Origin of the sequence: Stenotrophomonas sp. JAG2 (genome assembly GCF_041080745.1) — a bacterium.
In the GTDB taxonomy this organism is placed as follows: Bacteria; Pseudomonadota; Gammaproteobacteria; order Xanthomonadales; family Xanthomonadaceae; genus Stenotrophomonas; species Stenotrophomonas maltophilia_AA.
On record NZ_JBEUMH010000002.1, the window covers coordinates 247,148 to 261,811 of the forward strand.

The following is a 14,664-nucleotide window of genomic DNA, read 5'->3' on the forward strand; positions in this document are numbered from 1 at the left end:
ACGCCTATGTACGTCTACGCCTCCATGCGCGACGGGAAAGGGTGAGCGCTACTGCGACGGCAAGATAGACCAGCACGGTGAGCAAACGCCCGGCCGGAAGCACGAAGAACATCACCTCGGAATCTGGCCTGAAGAACGGCTCGCCCATCCAGCTGCCAAGCGGCAGGTAATACATCTGATGCAGGGTGAACCAGACCACGTTGTCCAACCCATGGGCCGCGAACCAGAGCAGCCATGGCAGCCCTATCCAGCCACAAAGCACTGACCATCCGAGCACGACGTACCTGAGTGCAATCATCTCAAATCACCGTCCCGGAGGAAGTCCTTCGGTTTGACGCCCAGGCGAATCACGTTCCTCAGTATGCCCAGATGGGCATCACCAAAGAGCAACGAGAATCCTACCGTCGTATAGAAGATCAGAAGCGCTGCCGGAACCGGGAGTGCGCGAACGATGCTCCCACAGTCACGGTTCCACGCAAGCAGCACGCCGACACCGACCAGTTCAACCGCGACCACCGCACCGAGCACGCGTCCAACCCATGATGCAGGCAGCTTCACCAGGCCCTCGACGCAAACTTGAACCTCGAGTACACCATCAGCATCAATACAGCCACATACATCGCCGCCAGTACGCTCGGCGGGTAGGCGTCGAGCGGGCAACTCATGCTAACCAGGTTCCGCGCAAGTACGAAGCAGGCAACAAACGCTGCCGCAATCGCTGCAAGCTTCAGAGATCGCGCAATGATCAATTCTGCGTACATTGGCATATGTGGGGTTCTTGTCCGTCGAACGATCAACGCTAAGCGGCGCTTTCTTCAGAGCGGCGTTGACCACGTCGAACAAACACGCCAACGCATGCGCCCGCCATGCCACTCAGGACGGACACCACTATGTTCGGCGCATTGATGCGGAAGATGGGCAGGAAGCCTGCCTGGGTTCCCGCGTTGACGAAGTAAGTCGCCATTCCCCAGAGACAGACGTACAGCACGCCGACGATGATCGCGAACCGGTACCGCCTTGCGATTAGCCCGCCAAACAGCGCGAACCACATGCCGGCAGCCGAGGACAGTACGTCGCTCGTGTCGAATGCAAAATTACTTCGAGCCACTACTGAGATCCCCAGGAAATACGTGGCCCCGAATACCAATGCCAGCACCAGAAGCAAAGCCCCAAGTTGTCGCCACATGGATTGAAACCCCCGTTCATCCCGTTCTCGCGCCACTCTACCTGAATACGTCTGCCCAGCCTTGCGCTCCACGCCCCCTCTTGCCGCCCAGAATCCACGGTGGTAGCGTGTAATTACGGCGTAATTATGAAGAGACGGCAGATGGCTCGAGACTGGAACACGCTGGCGAACCGCCGCCAGGCAAGGCTGCAGCGGGCCACGGATGGCGGGCTTGGGCGCCTGGTGCCGCATGCCGAGGTGCCGCGGCTCCTGCATACCGTGCTCGAACCCGGCGACCGGGTCTGCCTGGAAGGCAACAACCAGAAGCAGGCCGATTTCCTCGCCGAGTGCCTGGCCCAGCTCGATCCCGCGCAGGTCCACGGCCTGCACATGGTCCAATCCGTGCTCTCCCTGCCCTCGCACCTGGACGTCTTCGAGCGCGGCATCGCCCAGCGCCTGGACTTCTCCTTCTCGGGTCCGCAGAGCGGCCGGCTGGCCAATCTCGTCGCCGAGGGCCGGATTGAGATCGGGGCGATCCACACCTATCTCGAACTGTTCGGCCGCTACTTCATCGATCTCACCCCGCAGGTCGCACTGATCGCCGCCCAGGCCGCCGACCGCCACGGCAATCTCTATACCGGCCCCAACACCGAAGACACCCCCGTGATCGTCGAAGCCACCGCGTTCCGTGGCGGCATCGTGATCGCCCAGGTCAACGAGATCGTCGACACCCTCCCCCGCGTCGATATTCCGGCCGATTGGGTCAACTTCGTCACCGAAGCGCCGCGCCCGAACTACATCGAGCCGTTGTTCACCCGCGACCCGGCGCAGATCTCCGAGATCCAGGTGTTGATGGCGATGATGGCCATCAAGGGCATCTACGCCGAGTACGGCGTGCAGCGCCTCAACCACGGCATCGGCTTCGATACCGCGGCGATCGAACTGCTGCTGCCCACCTATGCCGAATCGCTGGGTCTCAAGGGCAAGATCGGGACGCATTGGGCGCTCAATCCGCATCCGGCGCTGATCCCGGCGATCGAGTCCGGCTTCGTGCAGTCCGTGCATTCGTTCGGCTCCGAGCTGGGCATGGAGCGCTACATCGAGGCGCGCTCCGATGTCTTCTTCACCGGCAGCGACGGCAGCATGCGCTCCAACCGTGCGTTCTCGCAGACCGCCGGTCTGTATGCGTGCGACATGTTCATCGGCTCCACGCTGCAGATCGATCTGCAGGGCAACAGTTCCACCGCCACCCGCGACCGCATCGCCGGCTTCGGCGGCGCGCCCAACATGGGCTCGGATGCACGCGGCCGCCGCCACGCCAGCCCGGCCTGGCTCAAGGCGGGCCAGGAGGCGGCCCTGCCCGGACAGATGCCGCGCGGACGCAAGCTGGTCGTGCAGATGGTGGAGACCTTCCGCGAGCACATGGCGCCGGCCTTCGTGGATCGCCTCGATGCCTGGGACCTGGCCGAGCGCGCGAAGATGCCGCTGCCGCCAGTGATGATCTACGGCGATGACGTCACCCACGTGCTGACCGAAGAAGGTATCGCGAATCTGCTGCTGTGCCGCAGCCCGGAGGAACGCGAACAGGCGATCCGCGGCGTGGCCGGCTACACCGCCGTCGGCCTGGGCCGCGACCGCGCGATGGTGGAGAACCTGCGCGACCGCGGCATCATCCGCCGCCCCGACGACCTCGGCATCCGCACCCGCGATGCCAGCCGCGACCTGCTCGCCGCGCGCTCGGTCAAGGATCTCGTGCGTTGGTCCGGTGGGTTGTACAACCCGCCCAAACGCTTCCGCAACTGGTAAGGGGCACGCCATGGAAACCCTGCGTTATCGCTTCCCCGGGCAGCACGATCTCACCGAGCGCGATCACCATGCGCTGGTCGGGGTAGTCGCCTCGGGCAATCTGGAAGTCCTGATCGAACCCACCCCACTGGATGGCGCGATGGAGATCGAGGTGATCACCTCGGCCACCGGCTTCGACACGATCTGGCAGGCCGTGCTGGCCGACTTCGCCGCGCGTCACCCGCTACGCAATGTACGGCTGTCGATCAACGATGCCGGTGCCACGCCGGCGGTGGTCAGCCTCCGCCTGCAGCAGGCACTGGAAACGCTGCAGGAAGGAGACGCGCCGTGAGCAGTCACAGCTTTTACGAAGCCGATGCCCGCGAACGCATCCGCTTTCTGCTCGATGTCGGCAGCTTCCGCGAATTCGTCGGCCCCGCCCGACGCATCATCAGCCCGCACCTGGCCCAGCTCGATCAGCCCGGCGCGTTCGACGACGGCATTGTGGTCGGCGGCGGCACCCTGGAGGGCCGCACCGTTCTGATCGCCGCGCAGCAGGGCCAGTTCATGGGCGGCGGCGTCGGCGAAGTGCACGGTGCCAAGCTTACCGGCCTGCTGGAACGTGCGATCGAGGTGCGTCCGGAGGCGGTGCTGCTGCTGCTCGACAGTGGCGGCGTGCGCCTGCATGAAGCCAACGCAGGCCTGATCGCGATCTCCGAGATCATGCGTGCGGTGTTGGCCACGCGCGCGGCAGGCGTGCCCGTTTTCGCACTGATCGGCAGCGGCAATGGCGCGTTCGGCGGCATGGGCATCGTGGCCCGCTGTTGTACGGCGGTGGTGATGTCCGAAGAGGGGCGGCTCTCGCTGTCCGGCCCGGAAGTGATCGAGACCGTACGCGGCGTGGAAGAGTTCGACTCGCGCGATCGCGCCCTTGTCTGGCGCGTCACCGGCGGCAAGCACCGCTATCTGATCGGCGATGCCGTGCAGTTGGTGCCGGACCGCATCGACGCGTTTGCCAAGGCGGCACTGTCACTCATCGACGCCCACACAGAGACCGAAGACCCGTTGCAGGCCCTCGATCAGGCACACGCCCAGCTGGGCGCGCGGCTGCAGGCCTATGGCGGCTGCCGCGACGGCCTGGAGGTCTGGACGCTGCAGGGCATCGCCGATGCCGGGCAGCTGCCCCTGCTGGACACCGCTGACTTCCTTGATGCCGTCAAGGATCGGAGCCTGCCATGGAACTGACGCCCCTGCTGGATGCGCTGTTCCCGCTCGGCCATGCGGTCACCCGCGAAGACGATGTGCTGGGCGGTACGGCCACCACCGCTGCCGGCGAAGTGACCGTCATCGGCACCGCCAACAAGCTGGAGGTCGGCGTCGACCACGCGCTCGCGCTGGCAGCCACCGTGCTCGCCAGCACCCGCGCGCACCCGCAGCGGCCGATCGTGATGCTGGTGGACACGGCCGGCCAGCGTCTGGCGCGGCGCGATGAGATGCTCGGCATCAACAGCTACTTCGCGCACCTCGCCTGCACACTGGATCTGGCCCGCCGCCGCGGTGCGCCACTGGTCAGCCTGGTCTACGGTGAATCCGTGAGCGGCGGCTTCCTGTCGTTCGGGCTGATGGCCGATCGCATCTTCGCCCTGCACGAAGCGCAGGTGCGGGTGATGGATCTGCGCGCCATGGCCCGCGTCACCAAACAACCGCTGGAGAAACTGCAGGCCCTGAGCCAGAGCTCGCCGGTGTTCGCGCCGGGCGTGGAGAACTACGTCCGCATGGGCGCCGTGGAGGCCGTCTGGGAGGGCGACCTCGCGCAGGCGCTGGTCGATGCGCTCCACGCTCCGGTCACCGGCGACCCACGTCGCGCGCGTGGCGCCGAGCGTGGTGGCCGCCTGTTGGCGCGCGATGTCGCCGCTGCCGTGGCCGCAGGCGAGGCCTGAACCATGCGCCGTCACGACCTGGTCTGGCTCGCTCCGCAGGCACCGTGGCAGGTGCTGAGCCCGGGCGCGGATGCGCGCCTGCGGGCGTGGGCCCAGGCGCGCCTGCCCTTTGTGGTGGCGCGACGCGATCCGGTCACTGACGGCGATCAGCTGCGGCTGGGCGTGCCCTTGCCCTTGGCCGAGCAGCGCCAGCGGCTGTCCCTGCGGGTCGAACGCATCCACGTGCAGCGCACCGCACCGCCGCCGTTGCTGGCCGAGGTAGCCGAAGCACTGGCCACCCCCTGGCGGGATGCGCCGCGTCCGTTGCTGGCCGACCTGCCCCAGCCCACCCCACCGCCCCGCGTGTTCGGCAGCTTCGCCTGGCAGAGCCTGACCGGCCTGCCGTATCTGCACGCCGGCTCCGATCTGGACCTGCTGTGGGAGATCGCCGATCACGCGCACGCCGCGGCGCTCACCGAACGCATGCGGCGCTGGGAACGCGAGCACGGCCTGCGCATCGATGGCGAGCTGCGCTTCCCCGGCGGGCGTTCCGTGAGCTGGCGCGAGTACGCCGGCGATGCCACCCGCCTGCTCGTCAAATCGGATGACGCCTGCTGGTTGTCCACACGCGACGCCCTGCTTGCGCAGCCGGTGGCCGCATGAACGCCGTGCCGCGCCCCGCCCCGTTGCCACCGCCCTCCCCCACGGCGGCTGCGCATCGGCTGGCCCGCATGGCGATCACCAGCCTGCATGCCGAGCTCGCCTGCGCCCCCAAACCCGGGTTGGTCACACCGTGGAGCCGCGGCAGCCACAATGACATGGACGCGGCCACCTTCCTGCGCAGCCTGTTCGCGCTGCGTGGCTATTTCGTGGCGGTCGCCGCCGCCGGTGCGCACAACGTGCCGTTCGATCATCTGCGCATGCTCGGCATCGAGGCGGAAACCGCAATGCTGCGGGCGACGGATGGCATCAACACCCATCGCGGCGCGATCTTCAGTCTCGGCCTGCTGGTCGCCGCGTCCGCGCGTCTGCGTCATGTCAAGCACGCTGCGCCCACTGCCACAGCGGTCTGCCACGCGGTGCGCGGGTACTGGGCGTCCGCGCTGCTCGCCGCACCGTTGAACAGCGCCAGCCCCGGCCAGCGCGCCCGGCAGCGGCATGGCGTGCCCGGCGTGCGCGAACAGGCGGCGCAGGGATTCCCGCTGCTGCGTGAGGTCGCTCTGCCCACCCTGCAGGCCGCCCTGCGCGCCACCGCTGACCGGCAGGCCGCGATGGTGCAGACGCTGATGTCACTTGTAGCGGTGACCACCGACCTCAACCTCCTCCATCGCGGCGGCGAACGCGGGCTGGCCTTTGCACAGCAGCAGGCACGTCGCTTCCTCACCGAGGGCGGCGCGCTGGAATCGGGCTGGCGGGCACGGCTCGGGCCGGTGTGCGACGCATTCGAAGCACGTCGGCTCAGCCCGGGTGGCAGCGCCGATCTGCTGGCCTGCGCGTGGTTCCTGCACCTGCAGGAGCGCGCATGAGTCTGGTCCTGCTCTGCCCCGGCCAAGGCGGCCAGCATCCGGATATGTTCAAGCGGGTGCGCGGGAATGTGCAGGCGCAGCCGGTGCTCGATCTGGCCAGCACGCTGCTCGGCGCTCCGGTCGAACAGATGGCGGCCGATGCGTCGCGATTCCGCAACGCAATGGCCCAGCCGCTGGTCTGCGCCGCTGCGCTGGCACATTGGGCGGCGCTGCAGACGCAGCTGCCGCCCATCACCGCTGTCGCCGGCTACAGCGCCGGCGAGTTGGCCGCACACGCGGTGGCGGGCAGCTTCGACACGGCCACCTGCCTGACGCTGGCCGGCGAGCGTGCCCGGATGATGGACGCTGCAGCGCCGGCCGATGCCGGCCTGCTGGCGGTGATCGGGCTGGACGAACCTCGCATCGCAAGAATCTGCGCGACGCGCGGGGTGTTCCTGGCCATCGTCAATGGGCCCGACCACGTGGTCCTTGGCGGTCTGCGACCTGCGCTGGAGGCCGTCGCCGCCGACGTGGCGGCCCACGGTGCCCGGACGGTCCCGCTGCCGGTGGACGTGCCCGCGCATACCCCGTTGCTGGCCGCAGCGGCGCAGGGCTTTGAGAAGCCGTTGCGCGCACTGCCATTGCACGCACCCCGGCTGCGCCTGCTGGCCGGCATCGATGGCCGCCCGGTCAGTGACGTCACCCGTGTCGTGGCGACGTTGTCCGCGCAGATCGCGCAGCCGGTGCAATGGCAGGCCGTACTGCAGCAGGCGGTCGAGCGCGGTGGGCGCGTTTTCCTGGAGCTGGGCCCGGGCGCGGCGCTCAGCCGCCGGGTCCGCGAACTGCACCCGCAGCAGGAGGCGCGTTCCGTCGAGGATTTCCAGACGCTGGAGGGCGTCCTGGAGTGGGTGGACCGCGCATGCGCACGCGCATGAGGGTCCGCTGGTAACCGCTGCACCCCGTAACCCTCGATGGCGGGTCGCCATCATGCTGCACGCGTATCAAGTGTCTCGGGAGGGCGCATGAGTCCGCAAATCGCAACGATCATCGGCTTGGTGATCATGTTCATCGTGGCCACTGCGCTGCCCATCAACATGGGTGCAGTGGCCTTCGCGCTGGCCTTCATCATCGGCGGCCTGTTCGTCGGTATGGAGGGCAAGGAGGTGTTGGCCGGTTTCCCGGGCGACCTGTTCCTGACCCTGGTCGGCATCACCTACCTGTTCGCCATCGCGCAGAAGAACGGCACCATCGATCTGCTCGTGCATTGGGCGGTCAAGGCCGTGCGCGGACACATCGTGGCCATTCCCTGGGTGATGTTCGTGGTCACCGCGGTGCTGACCGCGTTCGGCGCGCTTGGCCCGGCCGCCGTGGCGATCATCGGCCCGGTCGCGCTGCGCTTTGCCAAGCAGTACAAGATCAATCCGTTGATGATGGGCCTGCTGGTGATCCATGGTGCGCAGGCCGGCGGCTTCTCGCCGATCAGCGTCTATGGCGGCATCACCAACCAGGTCGTGCAGAAAGCCGGACTGGAAGTCACGGAAATGGCGGTGTTCCTGACCAGCCTGGGCTTCAACCTGCTGATGGGCATCATCTGCTTCTTCGCCTTTGGTGGGCTGGCCCTGATGCGCCGCGCGCCGACCGCGACCGAGCCACTGGTGGCCGGCAGCCAGGCGTCCTCGCGCCAGTTCGCGATCGAAGGCCACGGTGCCCTGGTCTCGGCCGGTGGCGGCACGCTTTCCAATGATCCGGACGCGCTCGATGACGTGCGCATCAACCGCGAGCGCGTGTTCACCCTGATCGGCCTGCTGGGCCTGGGCATCGCCGCACTGGTCTACAACCTCAACGTCGGCCTGGTCTCGATCACCGTCGCGGTGGTGCTGGCCCTGCTCTCGCCGAACTCGCAGAAGGGCGCGGTGGATGGCATCAGCTGGTCGACCGTGCTGCTGATCAGCGGCGTGGTGACCTACGTGGCCGTGCTGCAACAGGCCGGCGCGGTGGATTACATCGGGCATGGCGTGGGTGCGATCGGCATTCCGCTGCTGGGCGCGCTGCTGGTCTGCTACGTCGGTGGCATCGTCTCGGCGTTCGCTTCCTCCGCCGCGGTGCTGGGCGCCACGATTCCGCTGGCCGTGCCGTTCCTGATGCAGGGGCATCTGAGCGCGGCCGGCGTGATCTGCGCGCTGGCGATCTCCTCCACCGTGGTGGACGTGAGCCCGTTCTCGACCAACGGCGCACTGGTGGTGGCCTCGGCCGCGAAGGAAGAGCGCGAGGCGCTGTTCCGCCGCTTCCTGGTCTACAGCGGCCTGGTGGTGGCCTTCGGCCCGCTGCTGGCGTGGCTGCTGTTCGTGGTGCCGGGCTGGATGTAAACCGATGGCGGGCCTGCGCCGGCAGGCCCGCCATGACCCGGTAGAATGCGGTACACCTGCCCATGAAGCCCTGCCATGCCCCTGGCCCCTGGTCCCCGCCTGTCGAAGAAACGCGTGCCGCTCTACGAAGAAGTGGCTGAGCGGCTGCGCCAGAAGATCTACGACTACGAGCTGCCACCGGGCGAATGGATCGACGAGCCGATGCTGGCCGAAGAGCTGGGGATCAGCCGTACCCCGCTGCGCGAGAGCCTGAAGCTGCTGGCGGCCGAAGGGCTGGTCCAGCTGGATGCCGGCCGGGGCAGCCGCGTCACCCGCCTCACCCTGGAAGACCTCAATCAGCTGTTCCCGGTGATGGCGATGCTGGAAGGCCGCTGCGTGCATGAAGCGGTCAAGCGCATCGACGATGAGGGCGTGGTGCAGCTGCAGGCCCTGCACGATGCGATGGAAGTGGCCGCCGCCGCGGGCGACCTGGCCGAGTACTACCGCAACAACTACCTGATCCACGAGAGCCTGCAGACGCATGCCGGCAACCCGTGGCTGATCCGCGTCACCCACGATCTGCACCGCATCCTGAAAATGCATCGCGGCCGTCAGCTGCTGACCCCGGGCCGCATGGCGCAGTCACTGGCCGAGCATCGCGCCCTGATGGAGTGCATCCGCAACCGCGATGCCGAAGCCGCCGAGCAGATGATGAACCGGCATCTGCTCAGCCAGGGCGAGGCCTTGGCCGCCTATGTGGCGGCGGGCGGGCAGTTGAACGTGCCCGCGCCATTGCCGCGCCACGGCGGCATCTGACTACTCAGGCCGTGCTGGACTCAGCGCCTCGCGCATCGTCTCCTGGGTGACGACCTGCGGCAGCACGTCACCCTCCTGATTCGGTCGATAGAGCACATACAGCGGCACACCGGGGGCGCCCTGCTCCTTCAGCAACGCGCCGACCAACGGGTCGCTGTGGGTCCAGTCCGCTTTCATGTACAGCGTTTCCGTGCTCAGCAACAGCGACTGGAAGCGGTCCGTGGCCAGCACGGTCTGTTCGTTGGCGATGCAGGTGATGCACCAGTCGGCGGTCACCGTCAGCAGGACCTGGCGGCCTTCGCTACGGGCATGGGCCAGGTCACGCGCAGAATAGGCCGTCGCGCCGATCATCTTCGAGGGACGCGTCGCATTGCCATCGGTACTGGGCAAACGGTGGATCGCGCCCACGGACGCCAGACTGGCGACGATCACCACCCCACCCAGCACCTTGCGCCAGGTCTGGCTGCGCCAGCGGCCCTGCTCGAACAACCACAGGCCCAGCGCCAGCACGACGCAGGCGGACAGGATGATGGCGACGGCGTTCATGCCCTTCTGGTTGCCCAGCAACCACACGAGCCAGACAGCGGTCAGCAGCATCGGGAACGCCAACAGGATCTTCAGCGTCTCCATCCACGCGCCGGGCCGGGGCAGCCAGCGTCCCAGTACCGGAAAGAATCCGATCAACAGGAAGGGCAATGCCAGGCCAAGGCCCAGCATCACGAAGACCAGCAACGCAGCCAGCCATGAGGCGCTGAATGCATACGCCAATGCAGGCCCCATGAAAGGGGCTACGCAAGGGCTCGCCACCACGCAGGCCAGCACACCGGCCCAGAAGTCACCCGCGTAGCCCTGCCTGCCCAGCAGCTTCTGGCCCGTGCTGCCTACCGCGCCGCCCAGCGTGAACATGCCTGCCAGGCTCAGGCCGACCAGCACCATCACCCAGGCCAGCACGGCGACGAACGCGGGCTGCTGCAGCTGGAAGCCCCACCCCAGCACGCTGCCGGTGGAGCGCAGGATCAGAATCAACGCGCCGATGGCAAGGAACGAGAGCAGGACGCCGGCGGTGTACGACAGCGCGTGCCGCCGCACCTGCACCGGGTCCGCGCCCGTGCCCAGCACGGCCAGCACCTTCAACGACAAGACCGGAAGAACACAGGGCATCAGGTTCAGCACGACCCCGCCCAGCAATGCCATGGCCAGCACCCACGCAAGCCCATCGGGCACCATCGGCGTGGTGGCAGCCGCCGAAGCCGCCTGGGCGGAAGCCGTGCAGACGAGCGCACCCACGCCGATCACCCCACGGGAATAACGTCTTGCCAGATGCATCGCGATGTCCTGCCAGAGAAGGAGCGGCAGGTACGGGATCATCGTGATCACCGCGTGTGCCGACCCTCCACGCTATGCAGGTCGTCCCGTCAGGGCCATACAACAAGTACGAAAATCGCGTGCGGATTTCATCAGCAACGATCAGCAGCGCGTGTCTTACGCCAACTCGACCGTCAGCCGGGTCAAAGATTGCCCCAGCAGATGCAGCCGGATCTGGTCCAGGCTGGTGAAGTAGCACACGCTATCCGTCCCTGCCAGGCGATAGATGCCGCGCTTGCCGCCGAGCAGGACGAACTTTTCCTGGTCGACGAGATACTGGGCGACCGGAGGGACGCCCTGCGCTTTCAGTCCGTCGATATCGATGGGCTCAAGTGCGTCGAGATCATGCAGTGCTGTGGTCATGGGGAGAACAACGTCGCGATGGGAGTTCCAGCTTAGGGTCCGTGCACGCAGCAAGGCGTGCAATCACCGTGACGACAGCGAGAGTGCGCCGCGGTCCCGGATCCACTCCGGGCAGATCCGCGTCCTGTCAGAGCGCGTCGTTGTCTCGCACTGACATGGGAACGAAGTTGTCCGGTGCCTCACTTCGCAATTGCCGCACCATATTTCGTACTTGTTGCATACCGCCCTCGCGATGCCGCGTGTATTTCTGTCGTGCAAGCCCCTACCGATCCCCGACCGAATGACCGCCGCCGGCGCCGCCCCACCCTCATGGATGACCTTGTGACCTCTGCTATCGATGGACGACAGCGTGCGCGACGCATGGCGTGGCTTGCCGCCATGCTCGTCAGCGGCGGCACCCTGCTTTGGCTTGTACTGGCGCCGACCACGGCGCAGCGCGTGCCGTTCACGCTGGCGATCGGCCCCCAGCTGGCGACCCAGCATGGGCTGTCCGGGGATCCCGCCAAGGGCGGCGCCAGCGCCTATCTGGAGGCGGTGCAGGCCCTGTCAGGGCTCAAGCTGAAGCTGGTACGCGCGCCCTCGATCGAGCGCGCCGCGCTGCTGCTCAAGAATGAAGAGGTGGATGGCCTTGCCTTCTCCCTGCCCTCCACGGCAACGATGCTGCCTGCCACGGCAACCCTGTCGCCCTCGTTCTACAGTGGAAGCACCGTGATGGTCACGCGCCGGACAGCGGCACCACGGGCGCTCTCGTCGATGGGCGGCATGCGGGTCGGAGTGATCGGCAATGGCGAGTACCGGGCCTTCCTGGCCCGGAACTTCCCGGACATCGACATCTACCAGATGGCCAATGTGGACGAGATGCTGGACGCCGTGGACCGGGGCGCGATCGATGCCGCGCTGGGGGTGGACGCCGTGCTGGCACCCCTGGCGCGCAAGCGCTTCGACGCGCGATTGGCGGTGCAGGCCGCACCCGACGCGCCCCCGGTGGAGATGCGCGTCGCGTCGTTGCCGCACCGCGCGGCCGACATCGACCTCGCCCACCAGACGTTCCTGTCGCTGCCACTGGATACCCGGCAGGACATTCTCGAGCGCTGGTTGAATGCCCTGTACCGCTCTCCCCCTACCCTGCGTGCGGTGCTGAGCCATTACCGCCTCCACATCACCGTTCTCTGTCTTGCCGTGCTGGGGTTCCTTCTTGCCGTCGCCCGCGCCCAGCGCAGGGCACGGGCACTGGCCTCGCGCCAGGCCAGCGCGGCGCGCATTCTCACCCTGGTCAACCATGAAGTCCGCAATGGCGCGGCGTCGGTCATTTCCGCCATCGACCTGCTCGAGGCCGAAGCGGACGCGGCCGAGCGCGAGCGGCTGCTGCGCTCGGCGCGCTCGGCCGCCGATGCACTCAAGCACACGCTTACCAATGCGCTGGAGTTCATGTTCCGCAACAAACCGGACCAGGCCGACGCCGCGTTCCTCAAGAACGCCAGTGAGGTCGTGGAGGAATGCCTGTCCGCCATGCGCCCCTTGGCGCGCTGCAAGGGATTGCGCCTGCTGCTGCACATAGAGGGCCCGCGGACCACGCAGGCGTTGTGCGACGCGCGTGCCCTGCATCACATCGCGAGCAATCTGATCTCGAACGCGATCAAGTTCAGCGACCATGGCGACGTGACCATCACCCTGCGCTTCATCACCGGCGTGGGCCTGGCCGGCTCCCTTGTGCTCAGGGTCACCGACGTCGGGCCGGGCATTCCACAGGAGGACCTCCCCCACATCTTCGAGCCGTTCAGCGCGACCCGCATCGGTCGCCTCAAGCACGGCGCGGGGATCGGGCTGTCGCTGTGCCGGCGGATCGCCCGTGCCCATGGCGGAGATGTCACGGTCACCAGCACGCCGCGGATGGGCGCAACGTTCGTGGCTGTCCTGCGTGCCGAGCTCGCCGGAGCCGACACCGGCACCGGTTCACAGGCCGAACAAGCCGCTGCTCCATCCGTCGCGCATGCGCTGGTGATCGAGGATCAGCCGACCATCGCGCGGGTCATGGTCCGTCGTCTCTGTGGCCTCGGCCTGGATGCCCTGATCGCCAGCTCAGGCGCTGCGGCCGTGCGGACGATGAAACAGCACGGCCCGTTTGGCATCATCACCGTGGATGGTGACCTCCTGGATGCCGACGGGAGCGACGTCGCCCTGGAAATCCGGGCCATCGAGCGCCGTCGGGACTGGCCACCGGCACGCATTCTGTCCATCTCAGCCTCCCCGGACAGCATCGACCGCAACGCCTATGCGCGCGCCGGCGTGGACATCTACCTGGGGAAGCCCATCGACTGGGCTGCCTTCGACGCGGCGAGTGGGGGGACCAGGCGCGACGCGCCGCCCCCTGCCACGGCGATGGAGGAAGGATTGACCATGATGGAGACCTATCGCCAGCAGATGCGTCTCGACCAGGCCGGACTGGAAGTGTCACTACGCGTCCAGAACTGGCGCGGCGCCCTGGCGATGGCGCATCGCATGCAGGGGGCGGCCTCCATGGTTGCCGATGCAGAGGCGGTGGCGGTGCTGTGTGAGCTGCAGTTGTGCCTGAAAGCGCACGCCATCAACGGCAATCCCGCCGATGCGAGAATCTGGGCACTGGTGGAAGCGCTGAATCGGGACGGGATCGGCAACGTGAGGGCAGCGGGCGGATGATGGCACTCACGCAGCACGCGGGGCGCTTCACCTTCGCGACACAGTCGCACCACGTTCGCCCCATGGGCCGGCCCCATGCTCTGCGTTCGACACGTTCCGGGCCACTCCCATGTCCTCCGTCCTGGCTCACGCGGCCGCCGGCATCACCGCCTACCTGTGCAGCAACACATGGGCGGATAAACGGTCCCGGTGGGCACTGACGCCCTTCGTGTTCCTGGCGATCTGCCCGGACCTCGACTACGTGGCCGTCTGGTGGTTCGGCTACGTCCCCCATCCGCGATTCACGCATAGCCTGCTTTTCGCCCTGGTTGCCGCAGTGACAGTGCACGCTGCCACGCGTAGCAGCAGGACGGCCAGGTTCCCGGCGATCTGGCTCATTGCCGCGGCCGCCTCGCACGGAATACTCGATCTGTTGGTGGGTGCGCACGCCGTGCCGCTGCTATGGCCGCTCCCTGCAGAGATCCAGATGCCGATCGGCGTACTCCCAAGTGCGGGTGCGCTGAAGATCGGCAACTACTATCTGTGGAGGAACCTGGTCATCGAGCTGGGGCTGATGCTTCCCATGTACACCGCCATGGTGCTGCTGTGCCAAGGCGCTGTACGACGATGTCACCGGGTGATGGCGCTGACCCTCTCGCCTGCCTGGATCGGGCAGCTTGTCTGGTCTGTGAGTCTTTCGAGGTGATGGCGCCATCAGCTGAGTAGCGGCCGATAGCGTCGTGACG

At 67.1% G+C, this 14,664-nt stretch carries 16 protein-coding genes; 11 read left to right on the forward strand and 5 right to left on the reverse strand.

Annotated features, from left to right (window positions below):
- Window positions 1-4: 4 nt before the first annotated feature.
- From AB9O74_RS03230 to AB9O74_RS03240, 3 genes are all read right to left on the reverse strand, one after another.
- Complete coding sequence (locus tag AB9O74_RS03230; protein WP_369348399.1) at window positions 5-298, reverse strand: hypothetical protein; 294 nt, start codon at window positions 296-298, stop codon at window positions 5-7.
- A complete protein-coding gene (locus AB9O74_RS03235) occupies window positions 295-558 on the reverse strand; it encodes a hypothetical protein (RefSeq protein ID WP_369348400.1) in 264 nt (87 codons plus the stop codon). The genes AB9O74_RS03230 and AB9O74_RS03235 overlap by 4 nt, the downstream gene beginning before the upstream one ends.
- A 241-nt stretch (window positions 559-799) precedes the next feature.
- Complete coding sequence (locus AB9O74_RS03240; RefSeq protein ID WP_369348401.1) at window positions 800-1,186, reverse strand: hypothetical protein; 387 nt, start codon at window positions 1,184-1,186, stop codon at window positions 800-802.
- Between the two features lie 141 nt (window positions 1,187-1,327).
- Here AB9O74_RS03240 and mdcA point away from each other — a divergent pair, with 141 nt between their 5' ends.
- The 9 genes from mdcA (at window position 1,328) to AB9O74_RS03285 (ending at window position 9,535) form a co-directional block, all read left to right on the forward strand.
- Window positions 1,328-2,971, forward strand: coding sequence for a malonate decarboxylase subunit alpha (gene mdcA, locus AB9O74_RS03245; protein ID WP_369348402.1), 1,644 nt, complete (start codon window positions 1,328-1,330; stop codon window positions 2,969-2,971).
- A gap of 10 nt (window positions 2,972-2,981) precedes the next feature.
- Window positions 2,982-3,302: a malonate decarboxylase acyl carrier protein gene (mdcC, locus tag AB9O74_RS03250; protein WP_319206214.1), complete on the forward strand. Its 321-nt coding sequence runs from the start codon at window positions 2,982-2,984 to the stop codon at window positions 3,300-3,302.
- Window positions 3,299-4,195, forward strand: coding sequence for a biotin-independent malonate decarboxylase subunit beta (locus AB9O74_RS03255; protein ID WP_369348403.1), 897 nt, complete (start codon window positions 3,299-3,301; stop codon window positions 4,193-4,195). Before mdcC ends, AB9O74_RS03255 begins: the two co-directional genes overlap by 4 nt.
- Window positions 4,186-4,890, forward strand: a complete 705-nt coding sequence (mdcE, locus tag AB9O74_RS03260) for a biotin-independent malonate decarboxylase subunit gamma (protein WP_369348404.1) — start codon at window positions 4,186-4,188, stop codon at window positions 4,888-4,890. Before AB9O74_RS03255 ends, mdcE begins: the two co-directional genes overlap by 10 nt.
- Before the next feature lie 3 nt (window positions 4,891-4,893).
- Entirely contained in the window at window positions 4,894-5,532 is a 639-nt protein-coding gene (gene mdcG / locus AB9O74_RS03265; RefSeq protein ID WP_369348405.1) for a malonate decarboxylase holo-[acyl-carrier-protein] synthase, read from the forward strand.
- Window positions 5,529-6,395 carry a triphosphoribosyl-dephospho-CoA synthase MdcB gene (gene mdcB, locus AB9O74_RS03270; protein WP_369348406.1) on the forward strand — a complete coding sequence of 289 codons (867 nt, stop codon included), beginning with the start codon at window positions 5,529-5,531 and terminating at the stop codon, window positions 6,393-6,395. Before mdcG ends, mdcB begins: the two co-directional genes overlap by 4 nt.
- On the forward strand, window positions 6,392-7,309 hold the full coding sequence (gene mdcH, locus AB9O74_RS03275; protein ID WP_369348407.1) for a malonate decarboxylase subunit epsilon: 918 nt from the start codon (window positions 6,392-6,394) through the stop codon (window positions 7,307-7,309). Before mdcB ends, mdcH begins: the two co-directional genes overlap by 4 nt.
- A gap of 87 nt (window positions 7,310-7,396) precedes the next feature.
- Window positions 7,397-8,740: an SLC13 family permease gene (locus AB9O74_RS03280; protein WP_019184589.1), complete on the forward strand. Its 1,344-nt coding sequence runs from the start codon at window positions 7,397-7,399 to the stop codon at window positions 8,738-8,740.
- A gap of 75 nt (window positions 8,741-8,815) precedes the next feature.
- Entirely contained in the window at window positions 8,816-9,535 is a 720-nt protein-coding gene (locus tag AB9O74_RS03285) for a GntR family transcriptional regulator (RefSeq protein ID WP_319206228.1), read from the forward strand.
- Here AB9O74_RS03285 and AB9O74_RS03290 read toward each other — a convergent pair whose 3' ends face one another.
- Window positions 9,536-10,903 (reverse strand): protein-disulfide reductase DsbD family protein, encoded by a 1,368-nt coding sequence (locus AB9O74_RS03290; RefSeq protein WP_369348555.1) that lies wholly within the window; start codon window positions 10,901-10,903, stop codon window positions 9,536-9,538.
- Window positions 10,904-11,017: 114 nt separating this feature from the next.
- Window positions 11,018-11,263 (reverse strand): hypothetical protein, encoded by a 246-nt coding sequence (locus AB9O74_RS03295; protein WP_369348408.1) that lies wholly within the window; start codon window positions 11,261-11,263, stop codon window positions 11,018-11,020.
- Between the two features lie 174 nt (window positions 11,264-11,437).
- On the opposite strand from AB9O74_RS03295, the gene AB9O74_RS03300 reads away from it, so the two are divergent.
- Complete coding sequence (locus tag AB9O74_RS03300; protein ID WP_369348409.1) at window positions 11,438-13,939, forward strand: ATP-binding protein; 2,502 nt, start codon at window positions 11,438-11,440, stop codon at window positions 13,937-13,939.
- 109 nt (window positions 13,940-14,048) lie between these two features.
- The gene (locus AB9O74_RS03305; protein ID WP_369348410.1) at window positions 14,049-14,624 is read left to right on the forward strand and encodes a metal-dependent hydrolase; all 576 of its coding nucleotides are present in this window, start codon (window positions 14,049-14,051) and stop codon (window positions 14,622-14,624) included.
- Window positions 14,625-14,664 lie beyond the last annotated feature (40 nt).

Bases quoted from the DNA above. Each gene is read 5' to 3' on its own strand.
- mdcA (WP_369348402.1), top strand. From the start codon at position 1,328: ATGGCTCGAGACTGGAACACGCTGGCGAACCGCCGCCAGGCAAGGCTG.
- mdcG (WP_369348405.1), top strand. From the start codon at position 4,894: ATGCGCCGTCACGACCTGGTCTGGCTCGCTCCGCAGGCACCGTGGCAG.
- mdcH (WP_369348407.1), top strand. From the start codon at position 6,392: ATGAGTCTGGTCCTGCTCTGCCCCGGCCAAGGCGGCCAGCATCCGGAT.
- mdcB (WP_369348406.1), top strand. From the start codon at position 5,529: ATGAACGCCGTGCCGCGCCCCGCCCCGTTGCCACCGCCCTCCCCCACG.
- AB9O74_RS03305 (WP_369348410.1), top strand. From the start codon at position 14,049: ATGTCCTCCGTCCTGGCTCACGCGGCCGCCGGCATCACCGCCTACCTG.
- AB9O74_RS03230 (WP_369348399.1), bottom strand. From the start codon at position 298: ATGATTGCACTCAGGTACGTCGTGCTCGGATGGTCAGTGCTTTGTGGC.
- AB9O74_RS03240 (WP_369348401.1), bottom strand. From the start codon at position 1,186: ATGTGGCGACAACTTGGGGCTTTGCTTCTGGTGCTGGCATTGGTATTC.
- mdcE (WP_369348404.1), top strand. From the start codon at position 4,186: ATGGAACTGACGCCCCTGCTGGATGCGCTGTTCCCGCTCGGCCATGCG.
- AB9O74_RS03285 (WP_319206228.1), top strand. From the start codon at position 8,816: ATGCCCCTGGCCCCTGGTCCCCGCCTGTCGAAGAAACGCGTGCCGCTC.
- mdcC (WP_319206214.1), top strand. From the start codon at position 2,982: ATGGAAACCCTGCGTTATCGCTTCCCCGGGCAGCACGATCTCACCGAG.
- AB9O74_RS03295 (WP_369348408.1), bottom strand. From the start codon at position 11,263: ATGACCACAGCACTGCATGATCTCGACGCACTTGAGCCCATCGATATC.
- AB9O74_RS03280 (WP_019184589.1), top strand. From the start codon at position 7,397: ATGAGTCCGCAAATCGCAACGATCATCGGCTTGGTGATCATGTTCATC.
- AB9O74_RS03290 (WP_369348555.1), bottom strand. From the start codon at position 10,903: ATGATCCCGTACCTGCCGCTCCTTCTCTGGCAGGACATCGCGATGCAT.